Raw genomic sequence first — 24,919 nt, 5'->3', positions numbered from 1 at the left:
GGGTCCAGATTATTCTGGATCATGCGGTAGGCGGCTTCGGCAAGCCAGGTCTTGCAGACCTTCTCCGCGCCGCGCGGCGCGCGGATCGTGCGGGTTGGGTCGAGGCGGGGATCGGTGAAGTTCGGATGGTTCATGGCGTTCGTTCGAGTCCAGGTAGCAAGCTGAAGGGCGGCGCTCGCGTTTGCATGTCGCCTCGACGTACCGGGAGGCAAGGAGCGCTGCAAGGTGGGCTAAGTCTAACGCCACAAAGTTGTATATACAACTCGTTTCAATAAAACCACGGTAAGTAGTTACCCTGGATATTTCGATAGAATTCTCGGCGCCGGACATACGGAACCCCGAGCGGCGCGCCGCTTCATTGGCTAGACAAGATGGCAGCAAACGAATCGCGGCGACAGGAGTCGAAGCGACGCGGCGGGCAGCCCCGCTCGGCGGAAAAGCGGGGCAGGAGGGAGGGAAAGCCGGGAGGGAGGAACGGATGGAACGAGTCAAACGAGCGGCTTTTGCCGCCTCAAACGGTGCCCGCCAGATGGAAGCGGGAGGCCGGATGCCACAGGCGCACCGAGGTAGCCACATGAGGCCCGACCCATGTGCGCCGCAGCAACAGCAGGCACGGCTCGCCGATCTCCATCGCCAGATATTGCCGCACGCGCGCGTCGGGTTTCTGCGCGTAGATGCGAAACTCCGCGCGCTGGATCGGCGCAAGACGCACCATATAGTGGTTCGGCGTTTCGACGGTGAAATCCTGGGACAGGTAGTCGGGGAACACCTCGGGGTTCACGTAGCGGTCTTCGTACTGGATCGGCTCGCCCTCTTCGCTGTGCACGATGCGCGAGTGAAAAACGGGCCCCGCGTCGAGTTCCAGCGCCGCAATCGCGTTCGGATCGTCGCTCGACTCCAGCGCCAGCACGCGCGCCGAATGTCGATGACCGCGCGCCGCGATTTCGTCGGCGATATTGCGGATCTGCAGCACCGTCGATTCGTACTGGCGCGGCGCCACGTAGGTGCCCGAGCCGCGCACGCGGTTCAACACGCCTTCGGCCATCAGTTCGCGCAGCGCGCGCGAAACCGTCATGCGCGCGACGCCGAACTCTTTTACCAGTTCTGTTTCGGAGGGCACCACGTCGCCGGGCCGCAAAGCACCGCTTTCGATCTGCGCGAGCACGTGACGCTTGATCTGTTCATAGGCGGGCAACGAGGCGCTGCGGACCGTCTTCTTTTGCATGGTCTCGATCTTGTGATGAGCGGGAGGTCGCCGACGCGCTGGCCGCATGGCGCGGCGCGGCCGTGCGGCTGGCGGCGGCCCACATTGTACCGCCCCTTAAAGCGCGTCCGCGCGCGGACGGCGCGCGCCTGCCCGACATGACGTCGAACGTCGCGCTCACGTCTGCCGAGCCGCGTCGGCAAGGGCCGGGTGCCAGCGCGCGAGCACCACGCATGCGCGCACGCCTCGCCCGTCCGCACCCGGACTCAGGCGCACCTCGCCGCGATGCGACTGCGCGATCTCGCGCACGATCGCAAGGCCCAGACCCGTGCCCTCCGTATCGGCGGCAGCGCGGAAAAACGGCTCGAATACGCGCGCGCGCGTTTCCGCGGGAATGCCGCGGCCGTCGTCGAGCACTTCGAGCGTGACAGTCTCCTCGCTCGCCCGCACCGACACCGTCACGTGCCCGCCTGCGGGCGTATAGCGCAGCGCGTTGTCCACGAGATTGCTGACCATCGCGCGCAGCAGCTCGCGATGCCCCGCCACGATCGCCTCGCCAGCCAGCTCCGCGCCGAGATCGATGCCGCGCGACTGCGCGAGCAGCGCAAGCGCCTCGGCGACTTCGCGCGCGAGCTGCGCCATGTCGACGGGCGCGGCCGGCACTCGCGCCGGATCGAGCGCTTCGGCCTGCGCGAGCAGCAACAACTGGTTCGTGAGCGAGACCATCGAGCGGTTGCTCACATGCATGGCCGCCAGTACTTCGTCGAGCGCAGTATCCACGGCCTTTTGCTGGCGTGCGTACTGCAACTGCGTGCCGAGCAGCGTGAGCGGCGTGCGCAACTGGTGCGCGGCGTCGGCGATGAAGCGGCGCTGCGCCGCCGTCTGCGCCGAAAGGCGCGCAATGCACTGGTTGATCGCGTCCACGACGGGCCGCAGTTCGGCGTGCAGTCCTTCGGCGCGGATTGGTTCGAGATGCGAAGGATCGCGATCGGCAACATCGTTCTTTAGCTTCATGAGCGGACGCAGTTCGAACGTGAGGCCGATGCAGGCAAGCGCCACGGCCAGCATGACCATGCCGATCTGGCGATAAAGCTGAGGACGCCATAACGCCTGAACCATCGCGTCGCGCGAGCGCGCGGTCTTGCCGACCGAGACGCGCACCCGCGACACGCGGCCGTTGTCGTACATGGACCGCGCCACGCTCACCGCGCGCACGGCCTGGCCGCGCAGCGCCGCGTCGTACCACACGGGCGAATCGACGGCGGGAGCCGAGGCCGCGTGCGGAAAATCGGGCATGCCCGCCAGCAGCGAGCCGCCCTCCACGCGCACGTTGTAGAACACCTGATCCTGCTGCGGCGAAGCGAAGAGCTCCAGCGCCGCCGGCGGCACGTCGGCGCGCAACGCGCCATCGGCCCATTGCACGGAACCGGCGATCATGCGCGCGGACGAAAGCAGCCGGCCGTCCTGCACGAGATCGGCGGTATGGCGCGCGGCGCGATACTCGGAGGTCGCCGTGAAGCTCACGTAGAGCGCGAGCGGCACGAGCATCCACCACAGCAGCCGGATGCGCAGGCTAGCCGTCATGGCGGCACGCGTTCGTCGTCATAGCGCTTCTTCCTTCCTGCGCAGCAGATAGCCGAGCCCGCGCAACGTGACGATCACGGCCGAGCTGCCTTCGAGCTTCTTGCGCAGCCGCGAGACGTAGATCTCGATGGCGTCCTCGCTGGGCTCGTCAGCGAGCGTGAAGATCGCGTCGGCGAGCGCGGCCTTCGAAACCGTCTGACCTGGCCGCAGAATGAGCGTTTCGAGCACCGTGCGCTCGCGCGGCGTGACGTTCAACGGCGCGCCCTTCAACGCGAACTGGCGCGTGTTGATATCAAAGACGAGATCCCCGCAGCCGATTTCATTGGCGCGCGCGGGCGTCTGCCGGCGGATCAGCACCTTGATGCGCGCCACGAGTTCGCGCACCTCGAACGGCTTGACGAGATAGTCGTCGGCGCCCACACCGAGCAGTTCCACCTTTTCGTCGATTGAGCCGCTCGCGGTCAGCACCATCACGGGCGTCGCGTCGCCGCGCTGGCGCAGCCGCCGCAGCACGTTCTTGCCCGAGAGCTTCGGCAGATTGAGGTCGAGCAGCACGACGTCGTAGCGACTGGATTGCAGCAATTGATCGGCAGCCTCGCCGTCCTGCACGGCGTCGAAGGCGAACGCCTGCTCCTCCAGCGTCTTGACGAGCCAGTGCGCAAGCGTCGGATTGTCTTCGATCAGCAGCAGCTTCATGGGTGCGCGGGGCGGGCGAGAAGCCATGGTTTCGGGGGAATCGATTGTGCCGTCGCCGGCGCGCGGCCGCCCTGCGGGTTAACACGGACGTTTTTGCGAAGGCCTGGAAGGCTGGCAGAAGGCTTACGGTTTCTATAATCGGCTGCATCCATCAGAAAGCGCCGCCTCCCAAGCGCGGCGCACCACCTTCAGGAGACTCCACGATGCCTACCCTGCGCCAGATCGCCGCCGTATCGAGTGTCGCGTTCGCCCTTGCCGCCGGCTCCACGGCCGCCCGCGCGGAGAAGATCACGATCATGGTTGGCGGCGCAACCAAGATCATCTATCTGCCGGCCAAGCTCACCGAGCAACTCGGCTACTTCAAGGACGAAGGGCTCGACGTCGAACTGCAGTCGCAGCCCGCCGGCGTGGACGCCGAGAACGAACTGCTCGCGGGCGCGGTGCAAGGCGTGGTGGGCTTCTACGACCACACCATCGACCTGCAGAGCAAGGGCAAGGAAGTACAGACGCTCGTGGTGTTCGGCCAGGTGCCGGGCGAAGTGGAAATGGTGTCGAACGCGGCGGCGGGCTCGTTGAAGAGCATGGCCGGCGTGAAGGGCAAGACGCTCGGCGTGACGGGCCTCGGCTCCTCCACGAGCTTCCTCACGCAATACCTGGCGCAGCGCGGGGGCGTGCCCGCCAACCAGTACACGCTGCTGCCCGTGGGCGCGGACAACACCTTCATCGCGGCGATCAAGCAGAACCGCATCGACGCGGGCATGACCACGGAACCCACGGTCTCGCGTCTGCTGCAAACCGGCGACGCCAAGGTGCTTGTCGACATGCGCACGCTCGACGGCACGCGCGCGGCGCTCGGCGGCACCTACCCCGCTTCGAGCTTCTACGTGCAGCGCGCCTGGGCGCAGTCGCACAAGGACGAAGCGACGAAGCTCGCGCACGCGTTCTCGCGCACGCTCAACTTCATCGCCACGCACAGCGCCGGGGAAATCGCCGCGAAGATGCCGAAGGACTACTACGGCAGCAACAAGGACCTCTATGTTTCCGCGCTGAAGTCCTCGCTGCCGATGTTCACGAAGGACGGCCGCATGCCCGCGGACGGCCCCGACACCGTGCTCAAGGTGCTCTCGGCGTTCAATCCTTCGGTGAAGGGCAAGCACATCGATCTCGCGAAGACTTACTCGAACGACTATCTGCCGGCCGCGACCGCCACGGCTTCGAAGTAAGCATCAAGAAGACGGCCCCACGTCCAGCCCTCGAGACACCATGACTTCCTCCAGTTCCCAAGGCACGCCGGCCATCGAGCTGCGCAATGTTTCATGTCGCTTCATCTCGCCGGACGGCAAGGCGACCGTCGCGCTGCGCGACTTCAGCATGTCGGTCGCGCGCGGCGAATTCGTCGCGATCGTCGGGCCCACAGGCTGCGGCAAGTCCACCACGCTCAGCATGATCACCGGGCTGCTCAAGCCCACCACGGGCGAAGTGCGCGTGATGGGCGCGCCCGTGAACGGCATCGATCCGCGCATCGGCTTCGTGTTTCAGGCCGACGCCGTGTTCCCGTGGCGCCCGGTGCTCGACAACGTGGCGGCCGGCCCGCTCTATCGCGGCCGCTCGAAGTCGGCCGCCTACGAAGAAGCCAACGAATGGCTGCGCCGCGTGGGTCTCGCGAACTTCGGCAAGCACTATCCGCATCAGCTTTCGGGCGGCATGAGAAAGCGCGTGGCGCTCGCGCAGACCTTCATCAACAAGCCTGAAATCCTGCTGATGGACGAGCCGTTCTCGGCGCTCGACATGCAAACGCGCACGCTCATGCAGGACGAGTTGCTGCAACTGTGGGGCGGCACGGGCTCGGTCGTGTTCGTCACGCACGACCTCGAAGAAGCCATCGCGCTCGCCGACCGCGTGTTCGTGCTCACCGCGCGCCCGGCCACGCTCAAGAAGGTCTACGAGATCGATCTGCCGCGCCCGCGCGTAACGTCCGAGATCCGCTACGCGCCGCAGTTCGTCGAGCTGTCGCGCCAGATCTGGCACGACCTGCGCGAAGAAGTGCAGATCGCCTAACTTCCGGAGCCGTCCAAACATGTCCACCCCGCAACAAACCTTGCCGCAAGGCCTGGATGCCGCGGCGCTCGACGCCGTCGAGCGCGCCGCGCAAAAGCACATTCGCCGGCGCCAGGCGCTCGTCATCGCGCTGCGTATCGCGGTGCTCGTCGTCGTGCTCGGCGGCTGGGAGATCGCCGCGCGCCTCAAATGGATCGACCCGTTCTTCTTCTCGATGCCGACGGCCATCTTCGACCAGATCGTCGACTGGTTCGTGAACGGCACCTCGCAAGGGCCGCTGCTCACGCAGGTCTGGGTCACGCTGGAAGAAACGGGACTCGGCTTCATCATCGGCTCGGTGGCCGGCGTGTTCTGCGGCATCGTGCTCGGCCGCAACAAGCTGCTCTCCGACGTGTTCAGCCTCTACATCCAGATCGCCAACTCGATTCCGCGCGTGGTGCTCGGCTCGGTGTTCGTGATCGCACTGGGGCTCGGCATGGCGTCGAAAGTCGCGCTCGCCGTGGTGATGGTGTTCTTCGTGGTGTTCGCCAACGCGTTCCAGGGCGTGCGCGAAGCCGACCGCTACATGATCGCCAACGCCCAGATTCTCGGCGCGTCGCGCCGCCAGGTGACGACCTCTGTCGTGATTCCCTCGGCGCTTTCGTGGATTCTCGCGAGCCTGCACGTGAGCTTCGGCTTCGCGCTGGTCGGTGCCGTGGTCGGCGAATTCCTCGGCTCGAAGCAAGGCATCGGCCTCTTGATCTCGACGGCGCAAGGCGCGTTCAATGCGAGCGGCGTGTTCGCCGCGATGATCGTGCTGGCCGTGGTCGCGCTCGCCGCCGACTATCTGCTCACGGCGATCGAGCATCGCCTGCTCAAGTGGCGTCCCACGCCTTCGAACTGAGCACGCCCGTTTCCCCTGTCCGGGCCGCGCAAGGCGCGAGCCTTCCTGGCCCCGGTCCGCGGCGCACCGCCAGTGCGCCGCGTTTTTTCATGTAGCGCGTATCGTCACTTCGGCTGCTCGACCGTACGCAGATACGGCTTGAGCGTCTTGAACCCCTGCGGATACTTCTGCTTCGCGGCGTCGTCCGAAACCGAAGTCGGAATGATCACGTCGTCGCCCGGCTTCCAGTTCACCGGCGTCGCCACCGTGTGTTTCGCGGTGAGTTGCAGCGAGTCGAGCAGGCGCAGCACCTCGTCGAAATTGCGGCCCGAGCTCATCGGGTAGACGAGCATCGCCTTGACCTTCTTGTCCGGGCCGATGAGGAACACCGAGCGCACCGTGGCGTTGTCGGCCGCCGTGCGCGGGCTCGCGCCGCTCGCGTTCGGGTGAATCATGTCGTAGAGCTTGGCGACCGCGAGGTCCGGGTCCCCGATCAGCGGATAGTTGACGGCGCTGCCCTGTGTTTCCTCGATGTCCTTCACCCATTTCTCGTGGTCGGTCACCGGGTCGATGCTCAGGCCGATGATCTTCGTGTTGCGCTTGTCGAATTCCGGCTTCAGGCGCGCCATGTAGCCAAGTTCTGTCGTGCAGACGGGCGTGAAATCCTTCGGATGCGAAAACAGGATTGCCCATTGGTCGCCGATCCATTCGTGAAAACGGATCGTGCCTTCGGTGGTTTCCGCTGTGAAATCCGGTGCATCTTCTCCTAGACGAATCGTCATCTCCAGCCTCCTGAATGCAATGATTTACCGGGTCGGCGTGCGCGTAAAAAGCGCTTTTCGCTTCTGCATTTTAGGTAGTTCGCGCAACCCGTCTGGAATTTCTTTCCCGCTTCCCTTTCATTACATCTCCCATACATTCATTCAACCCTCATTTATCGTCGAAAAATCATATCGACACGATATTGCAGCCTTGACATCCCTTGTACATGAAGCGAATAATGCGTCGTTCGATAATCGAAACGGCGTTCGTATTGCGAACGCACGAATAACAAGAACGGGCTGGCCGTCTTGCCGTGGAGATCCGCGCGCGGGGCGTGATATGAACCCGCTGCGCCGGGGCGGCACCGCCTCTAGCACATGGAGGAGCACACCGCACCTGCCTTCCGGTCCACCTGCCTGACGGTGCCGGGACCACCTGCGAATCGCGCCGATCCTGCCCGCTCCGGCCAGCCAGTAGCCGCATGCTACGAATTCGCTGAAAAAGAGCATGAAAAGAGACCTCCAGACTGAAACGCGCGATTCCCGCCAGGGCGTCGTCGCCGCCCTTGTGTACGTTTTCGAGCGGGTCATGCCCGACCCCTTCGTTCTGTCCATTTGCCTGACGTTTCTCGTCGCCGTGCTGGCACTCGCCATCGCGCCGCACGGCAATATCCCGACGCTGCTCGGTTCCTGGTACGACGGCACCTTCGGCATTCTCGGCTTCGCACTGCAGATGATCCTGATCCTCGCCACGGGCTACGCGATCGCAGAGGCGCCCGTGATCCAGCGCGTGCTGCGCGCGCTCGCGGCCAAGGCACAAACGCCGGCGCGCGCCGCGCTGCTGGTGTTTCCGGTCGTCGCCGTCGCGGCGTGGCTGAACTGGGGCCTGGGGCTGATCGTGGGCGCGCTGCTTTCGCGCGAGATCGCGCGGCGCGTGAACGTGGATTTCGCGTGGCTCGTGGCGGGCAGCTATTCGGCATGGTCGATCTGCAATAGCGGGCTGTCGAGCTCGATCGCTCTCTCGCAAGCCTCGCCCGGCAACGCGCTGAACCTCGTGGAAAAAGCCACCGGCCACGTGGTCCCGCTCAGCGAAACCGTGTTCGCGCCGTTCGTCTTCATGCCCACCGTGCTCGTGGTGGTGGTGATGACGTTCATCTTCATCCGCATGCACCCGAAACCCGAGCACGTGGCGCCCTTCAGCCAGTCGGCCGACGCCGAAGCGAGCGATGCCGGCGGCAGTGCGGACCCGCACGCGCGCATCGGCAACGGCACGCCCTCGTTCGCCTCGCGCCTCGAGCAGTCGATGCTCGGCACGCTGCTGCTGATCGTCCTCGGCGTCGGCTATCTCACGATGGAATGGCGGGAAAAGGGTTTCGATCTCGACATCAACACGACGATCCTGATCTTCCTGCTGATCGGCCTCGCGCTACAGCGCACGCCCATCGCGTACGCGAACGCCATTCGCCGCGCCGCGCGCCAGACCGGTTCCATGCTGCTCCAGTACCCCGTGTACGGCGGCATCATGGGCATGATGAAGGGCACGGGCCTCGCCTCGATGATCGCCAAGGCATTCGTCACGATCGCCACGCCGCTCTCGCTGCCGCTCTGGAGCTATCTGAGCTCGCTCATCATCACGCTGCTCGTGCCGAGCGCGGGCGGCCACTGGGCCGTGCAAGGGCCGTTCGTGCTGCCCGCCGCGCTGAGCCTGCACGCCTCGGTGCCGCGCACCGCCATGGGCGTCGCGATGGCCGAGAACGTCTCGAACATGCTGCAACCGTTCTGGGCCGTGCCGATCGTCGCGATCGCGGGTATCCGCATTCAGCGCGTGATGGGCTACACCGCCGTGACGTTCGCCGTTTCGCTCGTGATTTACGCCGTCGCCCTCTGGCTCGTGCCCTGAGCGTTCGCGGTTCCCGCCACGAAGGAAGGCGCTGCGCCGGCCGCTTTTGCGGCACGGGCAGCGCCTTTTTTTATCGCTCGCACGCGCGGCGCGCCGGCTGCGGAGCTCGCCCGGACGGAGGGCGGCAAGCGCGCGTGAATCGGGGGCGCGATGAGCAGGCACGCGAGGCGCTGCAAGGCAGCCCGTACCGCACGCGTCTCCCTGGTGTCACTCCTGGTTTGCATACGACGCGCCACCAGGCGACGCTATCCATGTGACACCCGTGCGTGCAGCGCCAGTGAGGGGCAGGCGATTTTCCGCAAGCCGTGATATCGTTTTGTCATCGGATTGGAAAGCCTGCGCGCACCCGTCAATCGAACTCTGTTACTTTCGCGAGCGTCGCCATGAGTGATGTACGCCACCATCTGAGTCCGCGCGATCGCGTGGAACTGCTCTGCTGGCTCACCTGCGGGAGCCTCGGAGCCTACTATCTCAACGAGTCCTGGCCAAACGCGGCCTTTCACGTCCAGGCGGCGCACAAGTGGCTCGACCGCCACGCGCGCGAAGCCGACTGGCTCGCGATCGCGCGGCTCGCCGCCATGGCGCAGGACATCGCGCAGCAGCACGCGTGGTTCGTGGACGCTGTGTGGGCGCGCGACGCGGTCGAGGAAATTCTCGACACCGACGACCTGAACTATCAGGCGAAGCTCGTCCTGCAGGTGCTCAAGGACTGCGAACGAGCGCTCGCCGACCGCCGGCCCGCCGAATAAGCAGGACCTGACAGGCAGGTTCGCTACACGCATTCCCGCGGCCCTGGCAGACCGTACACGTTTCTCCATCAAATGATGGACGCGTGGCGATTATCCTCAGAACATGCTTCCGCTTGCGGCACTGGCCCCTTGCCGGCTGCCCGTCCATGCGGGAGAGCCCGAATGACTCGCTACCACGCCCTGACGTTCGCCGCCGCGCTGCTCGCCTTCGCGGCGGCGAGCCCCGCCGCGAAGGCGCAAACCGGCGGCCATGCAACCGCCCTCAACACCGCCCGGCCCATTCCGCTGCAAAAAGTCGCCAAGCCGGCCCCCAAAGCGCAGCAGACCGCGAAAGCCACGAAGCCAGCGTCGCAATCGCTGCGCTGGCTGGTCTCGGACACTCCCTGAAGCGAACCGGCGCGCCCGCGCCAGATTCGCCCTTCGCCACGCCACCTCGAAGCCGCCCCGAAACGCGGCCGCCGCGGCTCAAGACTGCGACGGCTTCGCGCTCTCCGCCGCCGGCGGCGCGGGCGGCGTCCAGCCATAGCCGAGCGCCTTGTAGAGGTTCACGATCTGCGCCAGTTCCTGGTCCTGCAGCGACGACTGCTGCAATTGCGCGGTGAAGAGGCTGCGCTCGGCGTCGAGCACTTCCAGATAGCTCGTGTAGCCGCCTTCATAAAGGTCGCGCGCAACCGAAGAGTACTCGGTGAGCGCGGCCACCTGGCGCGTCGTCGAGTTCAACTGATCGCGCGTGCGCGCCACGCCCACGAGCGCGTTTTCGACATCGGCGAATGCCTGCTGGATCGTCTGCTCGTAGCTGAACAGTGCTTCCTGCTGCACCGCTTCGGCCTGGTGCACGCCGCCCGCGATCGCGCCGCCCTCGAAAATCGGCTGTGTCACCACCCCCGCGAACGACCATACGCGCGCCGGGCCGGTCCAGAGCCCCGAGAGCGCGGTGCTCGCCGCGCCGAAAAGGCCGGTGAGCGAGATCTGCGGGAAATACAGCGCGCGCGCCGCGCCGATCGACGCATTCGCCGATATGAGCGCCTGTTCGGCCTGCAGAATATCGGGCCGTCGCTCCAGTAGCGCCGACGGCAAGCCGGCGGGAATGGCCGGCGCGGCGAGATCGGTGATCGCCTTGCCGCGTGGAATCGGCCCTGGATTCTGGCCCAGCAGCAGCGAGATCGCGTCTTCCTGCTGTGCGATTTCCTGCTGGATCGAAAACACGGAAGTCTGCGCCGATTCGTACTCCGAACGTGCCTGACTCACCTGCAGCCTGGAGACGACGCCGCCCGCATAGCGTTCGTTGAACAGATCCAGCGCGCCCTTGCGGCTTTCGAGCGTGGCCTGCGCGATCACGAGCTGGTTGTCGAAGTCGCGCAACTGCAGATAGGACGTCGCCACGTTCGCGATAATCGCGATGCGCGTGGCCTGCTGCGCCGACTTCGTGCCCAGATAGTCGGCGCGCGCCGCCTCGGTGAGGCGGCGCAAGTGGCCGAACAAATCGAGTTCCCAGGACACCGCGCCGTTCAGTTGCACCTGGTTGCCCACCACGGGCGGATAGCCGGGCGCGGGAACGCCACGGCTGCGCGAAGCGCCGAAATTCGCCGAGACCTGCGGGAAGAGGCCCGCGCGCGTCACGACATAGCGGCCATAGAACTCCTCGACGCGCGCGGCCGCGATGGCGAGATCCTTGTTTTGCGCAAGCGCCTTCGCAACCAGATCGTCGAGCACCGGATCGTTGAACTGCGTCCACCAGTCGAGCGAGGTATCCACCGCTTCCGCCTGCGGCGAAGCATAGCGAAACGACGACGGCGTCTCGACCGCTGGTCGGCGATAGTCGGGCCCGACCGCGCAGGCGCCGAGGCAAGCCGTCGCGACGATCAGTCCGAGAGGACGCAGCGTGCAATACGAGCGTGTCTTCATCGCTCAGCCCTCCTCAGGAGGCGCCGCCGCGGGGGGCGTGCCGGCATGCGGCGCCGCGTCCGGCTTCTTGCGCGACGAAAGCGTTTCGAGGCCCCAGAAGAACATCGGAATGAAGAAGAGCGCGATCACCGTGGCACCGAGCATGCCGGCGATCACGCCGGTACCGAGCGAGCGCCGGCTCGCGGCCGACGCGCCGCTCGCGATGGCGAGCGGCACGCAGCCCAGGATGAACGCGAGCGAAGTCATGATGATCGGCCGCAGACGCAGCTTCGCGGCGTGGAGCGCGGCGTCGTAGGGCGTCATGCTCTCCTTCTCGCGCATCTCCACGGCGAACTCGAAGATCAGGATGGCGTTCTTCGCGGCAAGCGCGATCAGCACGGTCAAGCCGATCTGGAAGTACACGTCGTTTTCCATTCCGCGCAGAAAAATGCCCACCAGCGCGCCGAAAATCGCGAACGGCACGGCCAGCAGCACGCCGATCGGCAGCGACCACTTTTCGTACTGCGCAGCGAGAATGAGGAACACCATCAGCAGCGCGAACGCGAACACGAGCGCCGCCGTCGAGCCGGCCTTCTTCTCCTCGTATGCCTGACCGCTCCATTCGTAGCTGTAGCCCTCGCCGAGCACCTCGTTCGCGATCTGCTCCATCGCCGAGATCGCTTCGCCCGAACTGCGGCCGGGCGCGGCATCGCCCGTGATCTTCGCCGCCGGGAAGTTGTTGAAGCGGTTGACGATGTCGGGCCCCGGCACGAAGCGTGAAGTCGTCACGGCCTTGATCGGCACCATGTCGCCGCTGCGGTTGCGCACATAGAGCTGCTGAATGTCGTCCGGGCTCAAGCGGTACTGCGGCTCCGCTTGCACGATCACCTGAAAAAGACGGCTGCCCTTCGGAAACTGGCTCACGTACAAGGAACCGAACATCGTCTGGAGTGCGGAATAAATATCCTGCACCGGAACGCCCAGCGTTTCCGCGCGCTCGCGGTCCACTTCCACGAGCAGCTGGCGCGAATTCGTGTTGATGGTCGAATTCACGCCGCGCAGCGCCGGGTTCTGGCGCGACTTCGCAATGATCTGGCGGACCTTCTCCTCGAGCTGCTGATACGTGCCGTCGCCGGTGCTCTGCAGCCAGAACTCGAAGCCGCCTGTCGTGCCGAGACCCGGAATCGACGGCGGATTGAGCGGCACGACCACGCCGTCCTTGAACCCGGAGAAGGCCTTGGTGGCCTCGCGGATCAGGTCCTGCGCGGTGCCGTTCTCGCCGCGCTCCTTGAAGCCCTTGAGCGTCACGAACAGCGTACCCGCGTTCGACTTGTACTGCGAGTCGATCAGGCTGTAGCCGATCGGCGCCGCCACCGAACTCACCGCATGCTGCTTCGAGAACCAGTCCTCCGCCTTCTTCGACAGGTCGCCGGTGCGATCTAGACTCGCCGCGTCGGGCAGCACGACCGCGCCGAGCAGATAGCCTTGATCTTCCACCGGCAGGAACGAGGACGGAATGTGCTTGAAGAGGCCGCCTGTCGCGATCAGCATCACGACGATCAAGCCGATGGAAATCATCACGCGCCGCATGGCCGCTTGCACCCAGTTGCCATAGCCTTGCGTCAAACGCTCGAACTTCTCGTTGAACCAGCGGAAAAAGCGGTTCTTCTTGTGCTCGCCCGGTTTGAGCAGGATGGCGGCGAGCGCCGGCGAAAGCGTGAGCGCAACGACGCCCGAGAGCACCACGGAAACCGCGATCGTCACGGCGAACTGCTTGTAGAGCTGGCCCGTGATGCCAGAAAGGAACGCCACCGGTATGAACACGGCGAGCAGCACGAGCACGATCGCCACGACCGGCCCGCTCACCTCGTCCATCGCGCGTTTGGCCGCTTCCTTCGGCGCCAGCTTGAACTCCGTCATGTTGCGCTCGACGTTTTCGATCACCACGATCGCGTCGTCCACCACGATACCGATGGCGAGCACCATGCCGAACAAAGTGAGCATGTTGATCGAGAAGCCGAATGCCGCCATGCCGATGAACGCGCCGATGATCGAAACGGGCACGGCAAGCAGCGGCACGAGCGTCGCCCGGAAGCTCTGCAGGAAGATGAACACCACGACGATCACGAGAATCACGGCGTCGCGCAGCGTGTGCACCACCTCGCCAATCGACTCCTGCACGAACTCGGTGGTGTCGAGCGCGATGTCGTATTTGAGGCCCGGCGGGAAGCTCTTGTGCAACTGTTCGAGCGTCTGGCGGACCTGTTTGGCCACTTGCAGCGCGTTGGCGCCCGGCTGCTGGTACACGGCGATCAGCGTGGCCGTCTTGCCGTTGTAGCGGCCGCGCAGCGTGTAGTCCTTCGCGCCCAGTTCCGTATGGCCGATGTCCTTGATGCGCACGATCGCCGCATCGCTCGACGCCGCGCGCAGGATGATGTTGTCGAAGTCGGCGGGCTCCGTGAGGCGCCCTTTCGTCGCGACCGGGAAGGTCTGGTTGACGGGCCCGTCGGTCGGCGCCTGGCCAAGTCGCCCCGCGGAGAACTGCTGGTTCTGCTGGCTGATCGCGTTCTGCACGTCGGCCACGGTAATGCCGAGCTTCGCCATGCGGTCGGGCTTGAGCCAGACGCGCATCGCATAATCAGCAGAACCGAATATCGACGCCTGGTTCGCGCCAGGAATGCGCTTGAGCGCATCGAGCACGTAGACGTTCGCGTAGTTCGCCACATAGGCCTGGTCGTAGGCGTTGTCGGGCGAATAGATCGCGATCACCATCATGAACGCCGACGAGCGCTTCTGCACCGACACACCTTGCGCCGTCACCGCATCGGGCAGCGTGGGCAGCGCGAGGTTCACGCGGTTTTGCACGTCCACCTGCGCAAGCGACGGGTCGGTGCCGATATTGAAGTACACCGTGAGCGTCATATTGCCCGTCGACGAGCTCGACGAACTCATGTACATCATGTTGTCCGCGCCGTTGACCTGCTGCTCGATCGGCGCGGCCACGTTCTGCGCCACGATGTCGGCGCTCGCGCCCGGATACGTCGCGCTCACGGTAATGGTGGGCGGCGCGATGTCCGGGAACTGCGCGATCGGCAGGTTGAACATCGCCACGAGACCCGCGACGACGAGCACGATCGAGACGACCGACGCGAATATCGGCCGGTCGATGAAGAAGTGGGAGAACTTCATCGTTTAGCCTCCCGCGGCGGACGAGAGCGTGACGTCCACGCGGCGGGATTTGTCGGGCGGATCGGAGGCGACGATCTGCGCCGGCTTGCGCATTTCGATGCGCTCGTTCTGCACGCCCGCCACGATCAGCGCAGCGCGCACCGTGGCCGCGCGCGCGGCCGCGAGGCGCTCGTTCGCGGCATGAGAACCGCTCGAATCGGTGTAGCCGGAAATCGCCACGCGCGCATCCGGCGTGGCGACGAGGCGGCGGGCCACGCCTGCGAGTACGTCCGCCGAGTGCGCGTCGAGGCTCGCGCTACCCGACGCGAAGTAAAGCGAAGTGTGCTCTCCGGACGGCGGGGCCGCGCCCGTTCCCGCATTGGCCTCGCCCCCGGGGGTGACGCTGGCGTTTTCCTTGCCCGCGTTCGCGCCGCCCGTCGCGGCCGCGCCGGAAGCCCCGGCCGCGCCCGCCTGGGCTGCGCCGCCAGCGCCGCCGCCGTCCATGCCGGCCGCCCCGCCGGGATTGACGGCCGCGGACGGCGTGGCCACGACGTTCGCCTTGACCGGCACGCCCGGCATGAGCCGCAACGTGTTGTCGACGATGACATGATCGCCGGGGCGCAGCCCCGATTTGATCACCCACTCGTTACCGTTCCATTCACCGGTTTCCACCGCGCGCTGCTGGGCCTTGCCATCCTGATCGACGGTCCACACATACGCGCCGCGCGGTCCTTGCTGCACCGCCGCCTGCGGCACGGCCACCGCGGAAGCACGCTCGGCGCCCAGCAGCTTGATGCGCACGAACTGGCCGGGCCGCAGCGACCCGGTCGGGTTCGGCATTTCGGCGCGGATCAGGTAGGTGCCGGTTTCCGTGCTGAGCGAGGCGTCGGTGAACGCGATCCGGCCGCGCTGCGGATAGATGCTGCCGTCGGCGAGCACGATCACCGCGTCGAGCTTGCCGACCGGCGGCAGCTTGAGCGTGCCGTTCTGCGTTTGCGTGCGCAGATCGAGCATCTCGTTCTCGGAGAGCGAGAAGTTGATCCACATGGGATCGAGCTTCGCGACGTAGGTGAGCAGGCTGTTGGACGCGTCGATATACGACCCGTCCTGCTTCTTCGCGAAGCTCGATAGCCCGGTGACGGGCGAGGTGATGGTCGTGTAGCCGAGATTGAGCGACGCGCTCGTCACGTTCGCGCGCGCCTGCTCGAGCGCGGCGGCCGCGGCCTGTTCCTGCCCGACCGAATCGTCGAGATCCTTCTGGCTCAGCGCGTTCTTCGCGGCCAGCGGACGCACGCGATTGAGGTCGGCCTGCGCCGTATCGAGCCGCGCCTTCTGTTGCGCATACTCGGCCTGCGCGGCGTCGAGCGCCGCCTGGAACGGCTTGCGGTCCATGATGAACATGACGTCGCCCTGATGGACCAGCGAGCCTTCCCGATACACGCGCTTTTCGAGGAAGCCGTTCACGCGCGAGCGGATCTCGACCTGCTGCGAGCTCTGCGTTTGCCCCACGAACTCGAAGACCACCGGGACATCGCGCAGCGCGACGTTGATTACGTCGACACTTGCAGCGGGCGGCGTCGCAGCAGCAGGTTTGTTTTCATGACATCCCAAGACAGTAGCAAGCAATCCTAGCGACAGGCACAGGCTGGCCACCCGAGTTCCATGTGTCATGCTGTTCTCCGTTATCGGCGATCTGCGCTGGACCGACGAACCCGAGCCAGGCGCGCATGCGATGGGGCGAATCGCAAAACTGACTTGGTGCTCGAGCAAATACTACTGTTTTTCCACGCAATGCAGAATCAGAGTGACCAGAAATTCCGCGCGATATCCATGCGGATTCTTGCGGCGAAACAATGGCATGATTCGCTTCGAAATCCGAAATGAATGGGATCGATCGTTCGCTAACGTTCGCCCGCAAACCGGCGATACGCGCACACAGGGAAAGGGAGGCAGCCGTTGCGAACGCACGGTCCGCGCGTTCGCTCGGGCGGCGAGACCGATGTCGACCGTATGCGCGCCGAGCGCGCCACCAAGGACACCATGCAGCGCGCACCTCGCGAATTGCGCCTCGCTCGTCGGCACGCGCACGACCCGTTGCACCATAGCGCGATGTGACGCCGTCTGGCGCGTGTTACGCAATGGGCCACGGCGGAACGGCAAGTTTAGGAAGACGAGCCTTGCGAGACAGGCGACGGTATACGTGTGGCGCGCACATACCCTTTCGGGCGGCGCGCGCGAGTGGAGCACGAACCGATTCCAGGCAGCGCGGCGCAAACAACCGGTAAGCAGACGCCGCGGCCGCGCTAAAAGTGCATGGCGCCGGCCGCGTCGCGCGTGGCGTGCGACGGGCGCGGCTCAGTCGAGCGGACGGCCCGCAGGCTCGCGAATCAGCGGCAGCGCGAGCAGCGAAACCGCCCCGCAACCGATCAGATACCACGCGGGCGCGAGCGGGTTGTCGAGCAGCTTGATGAGCCAGGTCGCGAAGAACTGCGCAAAGCCGCCGAAAATCGACACGCCCACGCAGTACACCACGGACATGCCCGTTACGCGAATCGATTGAGGAAAGAGTTCCGGCAGCATCACGATGTTGGGGACCGCCGTGAACGCGACGATCGCGCCGAGCATGGCCACGACGGCGAGCACGGTGGCGACGGTCGGCATCGCGTGAATGATCGCGAACGCCGGATAGATCACCGCGATCAGCGCCACGCGCGACACGCCCATCACCCACTTGCGGCCGACGCGATCAGACAGCATGCCGGCGAGCGGCGAGCACGCGGCGGTAACGAGGGCCGCGACCAGCGCCGCGCTCATGCCGACCGACATGGGCAGGCCGAGAATCTTGATCGCGTAGGTCGACATATAGAACAGCACGATATAGTTCGCCGCCGTGCCGCCGATGGTCGTGACGACGCCCGCCACGAGCGCCGTGCGATGACGCCCGAAAATCTCGCGCAGCGGCCTCGCCATGTCGGCCACCGGCTCGGTGCTTTCCATGGGCACGGGATGCGCGAGCGTTTCGTCGAGATGGCGGCGAATGTACACGCCCACCGGCACCACCAGCATGCCGATCACGAACGGCACGCGCCAGCCCCAGCTTTCGAGCGCGGCCTGCGAGAGCGTCGTGGAAAGCGCCACGCCGATGAGCGCGCCGCACACCGTGTTGAGCCCCTGGCTCACGAACTGCCAGCTGCCGTAGAAGCCGCGCGAACGGTCGTCGGCGTATTCGAGCAGCAGCGAAGTGGACGCACCCACTTCGCCGCCCACCGCGAAGCCCTGCACGAGGCGGGCGAGCAGGATCAGCACGGGCGCGGCAAACCCGATCTGCTGATAGGTGGGCGCGAACGCAATGAGCGCCGAGCCGAGCGCCATGAGCCAGAGCGTGAGCGTCATGGCGGCCTTGCGGCCCACGCGGTCCGCGAACGCGCCGATCACCACGCCGCCCAGCGGACGCACCACGAAGCCCACGCCGAAGCTGCCCACGGCGAGCATCAACTGGTTCAGCGAGCCGTGCACGGGAAAGTACAGCGAGCCGATGATCGAGGCGAAGAAGCTGTACACCGTGAAATCGAAGAACTCGAGCCCGTTGCCGAGCGTGATCGCGAAGATGGCCTTCGCGCGCGAACGGCGCGTGGATGCGGCGGCGGCGGCGGCCGGCGCCTGAATCGAGGTGGCGTTCATTGCGGGTCTCCTCGCATGTGTCTTTGGTGTCTCGGGTCGCCGGCTTCAGTCGCGCAGGAAGCGCTCGGCGAGGTGCACCCAGTACGCCGCACCGGTGGCGAGGCAATCGTCGTTGAAGTCGTAGCCGGGGTTGTGCACCATGCAGCCGCCCTCTCCGTCTCCGTTGCCGATGATGAGATAGCTGCCCGCGCAGCGCTCGAGCAGGAATGAAAAATCCTCGCTGCCGGTGAGCGGCGCCATGTCGTGGATCAAGCCGTCGTCGCCGAGCCAGTCGCGCGCGACATCCTGCGCGAACGCGGTCATCGCCTCGTCGTTCACGAGCACCGGGTAGCGGCGCTGGTAGTCGATGCGCGCCGTCGCGCCATAGGCGCCCGCCTGCGCGTGCACGAGCGCGGTAATGCGCTCCTGCAAGAGGTCGCGCACTTCGGGGCGCAGCGCGCGCACCGAGAGCCGCATCTGCGCGGTTTGCGGGATCACGTTGGGGGCGTCGCCCGAGTGGATCGCGCCCACGGTGACGATCGCCATGTCGAGCGGCGGCACGTTTCGCGACACGATGGTCTGCAGCGCGAGCACGACGTTCGCGCATACCACGACCGGATCGATAGCCTTGTGCGGCACCGCGCCATGACCGCCGCGCCCGTCGATGTCGATGATGACCGTGTCCGACGAGGCCATGAAAGGCCCCGCGCGAAAGCCGAGCTTGCCGGTGGGAAAACCCGGCATGTTGTGCATGGCGAAGACCGCATCGCAGGGAAAACGCTCGAAGAGGCCTTCGTCGAGCATGCGCTTCGCGCCGCCCAAGCCTTCTTCGGCGGGCTGGAAAATGAGGTGCAGCGTGCCGTTGAACTGGCGCGACTGCGCGAGATGCTTTGCCGCCGCGAGCAGCATGGCGGTATGGCCGTCGTGGCCGCACGCGTGCATCTTGCCGGGTATGCGGCTCGCGTAATCGAGGCCCGTGCTCTCCTGGACAGGCAGCGCGTCCATGTCGGCGCGCAGGCCGAGGCGCCGCTTTCCGTCGCCTGCCTTGAGCGTGCCCACGACGCCCGTGCCGCCAAGCCTGCGATGCACTTCGTAGCCCCACTCCGTGAGGCGCTGCGCGACGAGATCGCTCGTGACGAATTCCTCGAAGCCCAGTTCGGGGTGCGCGTGGATCTCGTGGCGCAGCGCGATCATCTCTTCTTCGATCGCGACGATTGCGGCCGGAATAGCCATCGTGTTCATACGAATTGCCTCCAACGGGATTGCGAATCCGCTTGAGAATAATGACGTCCGTTTTGCGCCGACAGCCCTAAAATGGTTGGCCCGCCAACCAGAAGTGCGCACTCGGGTTATCCCTTATGAAGTTCCACCAGTTCCGGGCGCTCGTCGCCATGGCCGACACGGGCAGCATTCGCGCGGCCGCGCGTCAGCTCGGCATCTCGCCGGCAGCGGCGACCAAGGCGGTGCGCGAACTCGAAGCCGAGCAGCAAATCGCGCTCGTCACCCGCAACGCGAACGGCATCGCCTTCACGGAAGCGGGCCAGGCGCTGCTCGTGCACGCGCGTCTCGTCGTCCACCAGATGTCGCGCGCCCAGGACGAACTCGACGCGCGGCGCGGACGCGGCGGCGGCAAGCTCGCGATCGGCGTGACGCCGTGGCTCGCGCTCTCCTTCCTGCCCGACGCCGTCACGCTGTTTCGCGCGCGCATGCCCGACATGCAACTGGAGTTCTACGAGGGCCTGCTCAATATCGTGATGCCGCGGCTGCGCGACGGCTCGCTGGACTTTTCGCTAGGCAAGCCCGGCCCCGCCTCGCTGCACGCCGAATTCTCGCAAACGCCGATCTTCGCCACGGAGTCGGCCGTGGTCGTGCGCAAGAGCCACCCGCTCTCGCAGGCAAAAACGTTGCGGGAACTTCAGGATTGCGAATGGCTGCTCAACTGGGATCCGGCCAGCAAGGAAATGATCGCCGACGACGTATTCCGCCGCCACGGCCTGCCGATGCCGCCCAACGTGCACCTCGCGCACTCGTTCGTGGTGGCGATGGGGCTCATCATGAATACGGACATGGTGAGCATCTTCCCCTGGCCGCTCGTGGAAACGCGCTTTGCGCGCGAGAACCTGCGCGCACTCGCGCTCCACGAGGAAGTGGACCGCACGGTGGTGAGCGTCGTCGCGCGGCGCGGCGTGCCGCTTTCCGCCGCCGCCGAATGCTTTCTCGACTGCCTCAAGGAGGCCATTCACGCAGGCGAGGCCTCGGCGAACCCTGAACGGCGGCGACTCTATCACTCGCTGGAACTGCTGATCTAGTCAACAAGCGATTCAGTTAGAACAACGTACTAATCTGTAAGTGAACCTTCTGGTACGGGTCGCCGGTGTGCTTGACGACCGAAAAGCCAAGCTTGAGTTTGAGCGGGCAAGCAGAAAGGCCCGAAGCATCGGGACGGGCGCACGCGCGGCGTAAAACGTGCGTTCGGGCTGGGCCGGGCCTTGTCTCCTCCGTCCACGATACAATGCGTCCGCTCCGTCCCCTCGCTGCCTCCACACGACATGCAGAACTCTACCCGGGCCTTCCTGTTGGGCCCGTTGCTCAAAGGCGTTTCCCGTTCGTTCTATCTTACGATGCGCGTCCTGCCCGCCGGCATGCGCGACCCCGTGGGCGAAGCCTATTTGCTCGCGCGCGCCGCCGACACCATCGCCGACACCGCGCTCATTTCGCCCGAACGGCGGCTCGCCCTGCTGCTTGCGCTGCGCGAGCGCGTAAACGGTGCGACCCGCGACGACACCGTGCTCGCCCATCTAGCGGTCGAGGTCGCGGGCCAGCAAACGCAATCGGACGAGAAGCTGCTGCTCGAATCGCTAGGCGGCGCGCTCGACGTGCTCGCGCAACTCGATCATGCCGACCGCGCGGCGGTGCGCGAGATCGTCACCACGCTCACCGAAGGCATGGAATTCGATCTGCGCACGTTCCCCGACGAGCGCTCGGGCCAGGTGGCCGCGCTGCAAACGTGGGACGAGCTGGATCGCTACACGTATCTCGTGGCGGGCTGTGTGGGCGAGTTCTGGACGAAGATGACCTACATGCATTTGCCGGGCACGCTCGCGCCTTCGCTGGAAAAAACCATGTACGCGCGCGGCATCCGCTTCGGCAAGGCCTTGCAGATGGTGAACGTGCTGCGCGACTGCGGCAAGGATCTGCGTATTGGCCGCTGCTACCTGCCCGCGTCGATGCTGGCCCAGGCCGGGCTCAGCGCGCAGGACCTGCTGCAGCCGGGAGCGTCGGCGCGCGCGCGGCCGATCATGCTCGAACTCGTGCGCATCGCGCTCGATCACTTCCGCTCGGCCATTGACTATACATTCGCGCTGCCGCGTCTTTCCGTGCGCCTGCGGCTGGCGTGCCTGTGGCCGATTCTCATCGGCCTCGAAACGCTCGGGCATCTCGTCGACAACGACGACTGGCTCGATCCCGCGAAGACATCGAAGGTTACGCGCAACGATGTCTATCGCATCCTTGCATGCTCCACCGCGCTCGCGCCTTCCGATGCGCTGCTCGGCGTCTGGTTCAGGCGGCTGTTCGCGCGTATCGAGGCTCGCATCAAGGCCTGAAACGCGGGCATAAAAAAGGCGCGCTTCGCAGCGCGCCTTTCGCGACTCGTAACGGCACTCAACCCTTTTCTGCGCGATACAGCTTGATGATCGCCGAAAAATCGAGCTTGCCGTCGCCCCGGCTACTCATGGCCTGATAGAGCTGCTGCGCGAGCGCGCCCATGTATGCAGGCTGATGCGCGCCCTTCGCGGCGTCGGTGGCGAGACCGAGATCCTTGAGCATGAGATCCGTGCCGAAGCCACCCGCATAGCCGCGCGAGGAAGGCGCGGTCTCGATCACGCCCGGGTACGGGTTGTACGTATCCGAACTCCAGCAACGCCCCGTGGACGTGTTCATGATGCCGCCCAGCACTTTCGGGTCGATGCCGAGCGCCTCGCCCAGCGCCATCGCCTCGGCCACGCCGGCCATCGTGATACCGAGCACGAGATTGTTGCAGATCTTCGCGACCTGCCCCGTGCTCGTCTCGCCGCAATGGACGATGTTCTTGCCCATGCCCGAGAGCACCGGCTTCACGCTTTCATAGAGCGCGGCGCTGCCGCCCACCATGAACGTGAGCGTGCCTGCGGCCGCCCCGCCCGTGCCGCCCGACACAGGCGCATCGACGAACGCATTTCCCTGCGCGGCCGCGAGCTTCGCGAACTCCTTGACGCTCGCGGGATCGATCGTGCTCGAATCGATGATCGTCACGCCGTTCGCGATGCCCGCCAGCACGCCGTCTTCCGCGGTGAGCGCGTTGCGCACGTGCGCCGCCGCGGGCAGCATCGTGATGACGCACTCCGCGCCGCTCGCCGCCGCCTTCGCCGATGCGGCTTTCTGCGCGCCAGCGTCGGCAAGCGTCTGCATGGCGCTCGCGCTCAGGTCGAACACCACCACCGTATGTCCCGCCTTGAGCAGGTTGAGCGCCATGGGCGCGCCCATGTGGCCCAGCCCGACGAATCCGATTTTCATGAGCCTGTCTCCATTGTTGTTCAGCATCGCTTCGTTATTTCGGAGCGCGAATCAACGCAGGCTGATCGTCGTGTTCACGCCGTCGCTCACGGTCGCGTCGTCGAACCAGCGCGCAGTGACCGTCTTGGTCTGCGTATAGAATTGCACGACCTGCTTGCCGTAGGGGCCAAGATCGCCGAGCTTCGAGCCGCGCGAGCCCGTGAAGCTGAAATACGGCACCGGCACCGGAATCGGAATGTTGATACCGACCTGGCCGATATCGATCTCACTCTGGAACTTGCGCGCCGCCGCCCCGCTTTGCGTGAAGAGGCCCACGCCGTTGCCGAACGGATTCGCATTGACGATGGCGATCGCCTCGTCGAGCGTGTTCGCGGTGAGCACCAGGAGCACCGGCCCGAAGACCTCGTTCGTGTAGATGTCCATGTCGGTCTTCACGTTCGTGAACACCGTGGGGCCGATAAAGTTGCCCGTCTCGTAGCCCGGCACCTTCACGTCGCGGCCGTCCAGCGCGAGCGTCGCGCCCTGCTTCACGCCCGTGTCGATCAGGCCGAGAATGCGCGCCTTCGCCGTGCGCGAAACCACGGGGCCGACGTCGGTCTTCGGCTCATGGCCCGCGTTGACCTTGAGCGTCTTCGCCTTTTCCACGAGCTCGTCCACCCACTTCTGCGCCGAGCCGACGAGCACCGCCACCGAAGTCGCCATGCAGCGCTGGCCCGCTGCGCCGAACGCCGCGCCAACGAGCGCATTGAGCGTCTGGTCGCGATTCGCGTCCGGGAGCACCACCGCGTGATTCTTCGCGCCCATCATCGACTGCACACGCTTGCCGTGCTCGCTGCCGAGGCGATAGACATGCGTGCCCACTGCCGTCGAGCCCACGAAGGAAATGGCTTTCACGAGATCGTGCGTGCAGATCGCGTCGACGACTTCCTTGCCGCCGTGCACGACGTTGAGCACGCCCTTCGGAATGCCGGCCTCCAGCGCGAGTTCGACGAGCTGCATGGTCGAGAGCGGGTCCTGCTCCGACGGCTTGAGCACGAACGTGTTGCCGCAGACGATCGCCATCGGGAACATCCACAGCGGAATCATGGCGGGGAAGTTGAACGGCGTAATGCCGGCGCACACGCCTAACGGCTGCTGCAGCGTATAGGTGTCCACGCCGCCCGCGACGTTTTCGGCGAAACCGCCTTGCTGCAGCGTGCCGATCGAGCATGCGTGCTCGACTACTTCGAGTCCGCGAAAGATGTCGCCTTCGGCGTCGGGCAGCGTCTTGCCCTGCTCGGCGGTGAGCGTCTTCGCGATGCGCGGCATGTGCTCGCGAATCAGCGCCTGGAGTTTGAGCATGATGCGCAAACGCGTACCGATCGGTGTGTTCTTCCACGTCGCGAACGCGGCGTGCGCGGCCTTCACGGCTTTGTCCACTTCGTCGACGGTCGCGAACGGCACGCGCGCGAGCACTTCCTGCGTGGCGGGATTGACGATGTCGCGCCACTCCTTCGTTGCCGATTCGACGAATTCGCCGTCGATCAGCAGCTTGACGGTCGAAACGTGTGCGCTGGATGCCTGGGTCACTGCGTTCATCTTGAACTCTCCCTGATGGATTCGAACGGGCCGGCCACGGCCGGATGTAGAGGAATAGGCAGAATCTTCAACTGCACCGCGAGCGCATCTGCAATATGCGGACAGGCGCACTCCCGGCGAACATGCGAGGAATGGAGTCGGGCAGAAGAAGGGAAATCTTGTCGATGACGGTCGCGGCTTGCGCCGTCCGCTCGGGGATCGACTGCGATTGCATCGTCTGTCTCCATCCTTGTTTTAGGCGACCATATGTATTGAGGTCTG

At 65.5% G+C, this 24,919-nt stretch carries 19 protein-coding genes; 8 read left to right on the top strand and 11 right to left on the bottom strand.

The features are described 5' to 3' along the window. Positions 1–511: 511 nt before the first annotated feature. The 3 genes from hutC to BLU17_RS11750 form a co-directional block, all read right to left on the bottom strand. On the bottom strand, positions 512–1,225 hold the full coding sequence (hutC, locus tag BLU17_RS11760; protein WP_091996893.1) for a histidine utilization transcriptional repressor HutC: 714 nt from the start codon (positions 1,223–1,225) through the stop codon (positions 512–514). Between the two features lie 156 nt (positions 1,226–1,381). Then, positions 1,382–2,788, bottom strand: coding sequence for a sensor histidine kinase (locus tag BLU17_RS11755; RefSeq protein ID WP_091996892.1), 1,407 nt, complete (start codon positions 2,786–2,788; stop codon positions 1,382–1,384). Between the two features lie 18 nt (positions 2,789–2,806). After that, positions 2,807–3,484, bottom strand: a complete 678-nt coding sequence (locus tag BLU17_RS11750; protein ID WP_091996891.1) for a response regulator — start codon at positions 3,482–3,484, stop codon at positions 2,807–2,809. Positions 3,485–3,687: 203 nt separating this feature from the next. Here BLU17_RS11750 and BLU17_RS11745 point away from each other — a divergent pair, with 203 nt between their 5' ends. Genes BLU17_RS11745 through BLU17_RS11735 form a run of 3 tightly spaced genes read left to right on the top strand, consistent with a single transcriptional unit; the run spans position 3,688 to position 6,425 of the window. Further along, positions 3,688–4,707, top strand: coding sequence for an ABC transporter substrate-binding protein (locus BLU17_RS11745; RefSeq protein WP_091996890.1), 1,020 nt, complete (start codon positions 3,688–3,690; stop codon positions 4,705–4,707). Between the two features lie 40 nt (positions 4,708–4,747). Beyond that, positions 4,748–5,542, top strand: coding sequence for an ABC transporter ATP-binding protein (locus BLU17_RS11740; protein ID WP_091996889.1), 795 nt, complete (start codon positions 4,748–4,750; stop codon positions 5,540–5,542). Positions 5,543–5,561: 19 nt separating this feature from the next. Then, complete coding sequence (locus tag BLU17_RS11735) at positions 5,562–6,425, top strand: ABC transporter permease (protein ID WP_091996888.1); 864 nt, start codon at positions 5,562–5,564, stop codon at positions 6,423–6,425. A gap of 104 nt (positions 6,426–6,529) precedes the next feature. Here the strand turns inward: BLU17_RS11735 and BLU17_RS11730 are convergent, their stop codons facing one another. Continuing rightward, positions 6,530–7,186 carry a peroxiredoxin gene (locus BLU17_RS11730; RefSeq protein ID WP_091996887.1) on the bottom strand — a complete coding sequence of 219 codons (657 nt, stop codon included), beginning with the start codon at positions 7,184–7,186 and terminating at the stop codon, positions 6,530–6,532. A gap of 487 nt (positions 7,187–7,673) precedes the next feature. On the opposite strand from BLU17_RS11730, the gene BLU17_RS11725 reads away from it, so the two are divergent. The 3 genes from BLU17_RS11725 (at position 7,674) to BLU17_RS11715 (ending at position 10,201) form a co-directional block, all read left to right on the top strand. Continuing rightward, entirely contained in the window at positions 7,674–9,065 is a 1,392-nt protein-coding gene (locus BLU17_RS11725) for a short-chain fatty acid transporter (RefSeq protein ID WP_091996886.1), read from the top strand. Between the two features lie 383 nt (positions 9,066–9,448). Continuing rightward, complete coding sequence (locus BLU17_RS11720) at positions 9,449–9,814, top strand: hypothetical protein (RefSeq protein WP_028214685.1); 366 nt, start codon at positions 9,449–9,451, stop codon at positions 9,812–9,814. 162 nt (positions 9,815–9,976) lie between these two features. Continuing rightward, on the top strand, positions 9,977–10,201 hold the full coding sequence (locus BLU17_RS11715) for a hypothetical protein (RefSeq protein ID WP_091996885.1): 225 nt from the start codon (positions 9,977–9,979) through the stop codon (positions 10,199–10,201). Between the two features lie 78 nt (positions 10,202–10,279). On the opposite strand, the gene BLU17_RS11710 is transcribed toward BLU17_RS11715, so the two are convergent. The 5 genes from BLU17_RS11710 to BLU17_RS11690 all read right to left on the bottom strand — a co-directional run bounded on the left by BLU17_RS11710 (position 10,280) and on the right by BLU17_RS11690 (position 19,768). Beyond that, positions 10,280–11,719 (bottom strand): efflux transporter outer membrane subunit, encoded by a 1,440-nt coding sequence (locus BLU17_RS11710; RefSeq protein ID WP_091996884.1) that lies wholly within the window; start codon positions 11,717–11,719, stop codon positions 10,280–10,282. Positions 11,720–11,722: 3 nt separating this feature from the next. Next, positions 11,723–14,887 (bottom strand): efflux RND transporter permease subunit, encoded by a 3,165-nt coding sequence (locus tag BLU17_RS11705; protein ID WP_091996883.1) that lies wholly within the window; start codon positions 14,885–14,887, stop codon positions 11,723–11,725. 3 nt (positions 14,888–14,890) lie between these two features. Then, positions 14,891–16,537 (bottom strand): efflux RND transporter periplasmic adaptor subunit, encoded by a 1,647-nt coding sequence (locus tag BLU17_RS11700; RefSeq protein ID WP_091996882.1) that lies wholly within the window; start codon positions 16,535–16,537, stop codon positions 14,891–14,893. Between the two features lie 684 nt (positions 16,538–17,221). After that, entirely contained in the window at positions 17,222–18,547 is a 1,326-nt protein-coding gene (locus tag BLU17_RS11695; protein ID WP_091996881.1) for an MFS transporter, read from the bottom strand. Positions 18,548–18,592: 45 nt separating this feature from the next. Next, positions 18,593–19,768: a M20 aminoacylase family protein gene (locus tag BLU17_RS11690; protein ID WP_091996880.1), complete on the bottom strand. Its 1,176-nt coding sequence runs from the start codon at positions 19,766–19,768 to the stop codon at positions 18,593–18,595. Positions 19,769–19,884: 116 nt separating this feature from the next. Here BLU17_RS11690 and BLU17_RS11685 point away from each other — a divergent pair, with 116 nt between their 5' ends. Beyond that, positions 19,885–20,835, top strand: coding sequence for a LysR substrate-binding domain-containing protein (locus BLU17_RS11685; protein WP_091996879.1), 951 nt, complete (start codon positions 19,885–19,887; stop codon positions 20,833–20,835). 240 nt (positions 20,836–21,075) lie between these two features. Further along, the gene (locus tag BLU17_RS11680) at positions 21,076–22,131 is read left to right on the top strand and encodes a phytoene/squalene synthase family protein (protein ID WP_091996878.1); all 1,056 of its coding nucleotides are present in this window, start codon (positions 21,076–21,078) and stop codon (positions 22,129–22,131) included. A gap of 58 nt (positions 22,132–22,189) precedes the next feature. Here the strand turns inward: BLU17_RS11680 and mmsB are convergent, their stop codons facing one another. Together mmsB and BLU17_RS11670 are read right to left on the bottom strand one after the other, a co-directional pair. Beyond that, positions 22,190–23,080, bottom strand: a complete 891-nt coding sequence (gene mmsB, locus BLU17_RS11675) for a 3-hydroxyisobutyrate dehydrogenase (protein WP_091996910.1) — start codon at positions 23,078–23,080, stop codon at positions 22,190–22,192. Positions 23,081–23,131: 51 nt separating this feature from the next. Further along, on the bottom strand, positions 23,132–24,658 hold the full coding sequence (locus tag BLU17_RS11670; RefSeq protein ID WP_091996877.1) for a CoA-acylating methylmalonate-semialdehyde dehydrogenase: 1,527 nt from the start codon (positions 24,656–24,658) through the stop codon (positions 23,132–23,134). Positions 24,659–24,919 lie beyond the last annotated feature (261 nt).

This window comes from Paraburkholderia lycopersici, assembly GCF_900096975.1.
GTDB lineage: Bacteria > Pseudomonadota > Gammaproteobacteria > Burkholderiales > Burkholderiaceae > Paraburkholderia > Paraburkholderia lycopersici.
This window is presented reverse-complemented; position numbering and strand designations above follow the sequence as displayed.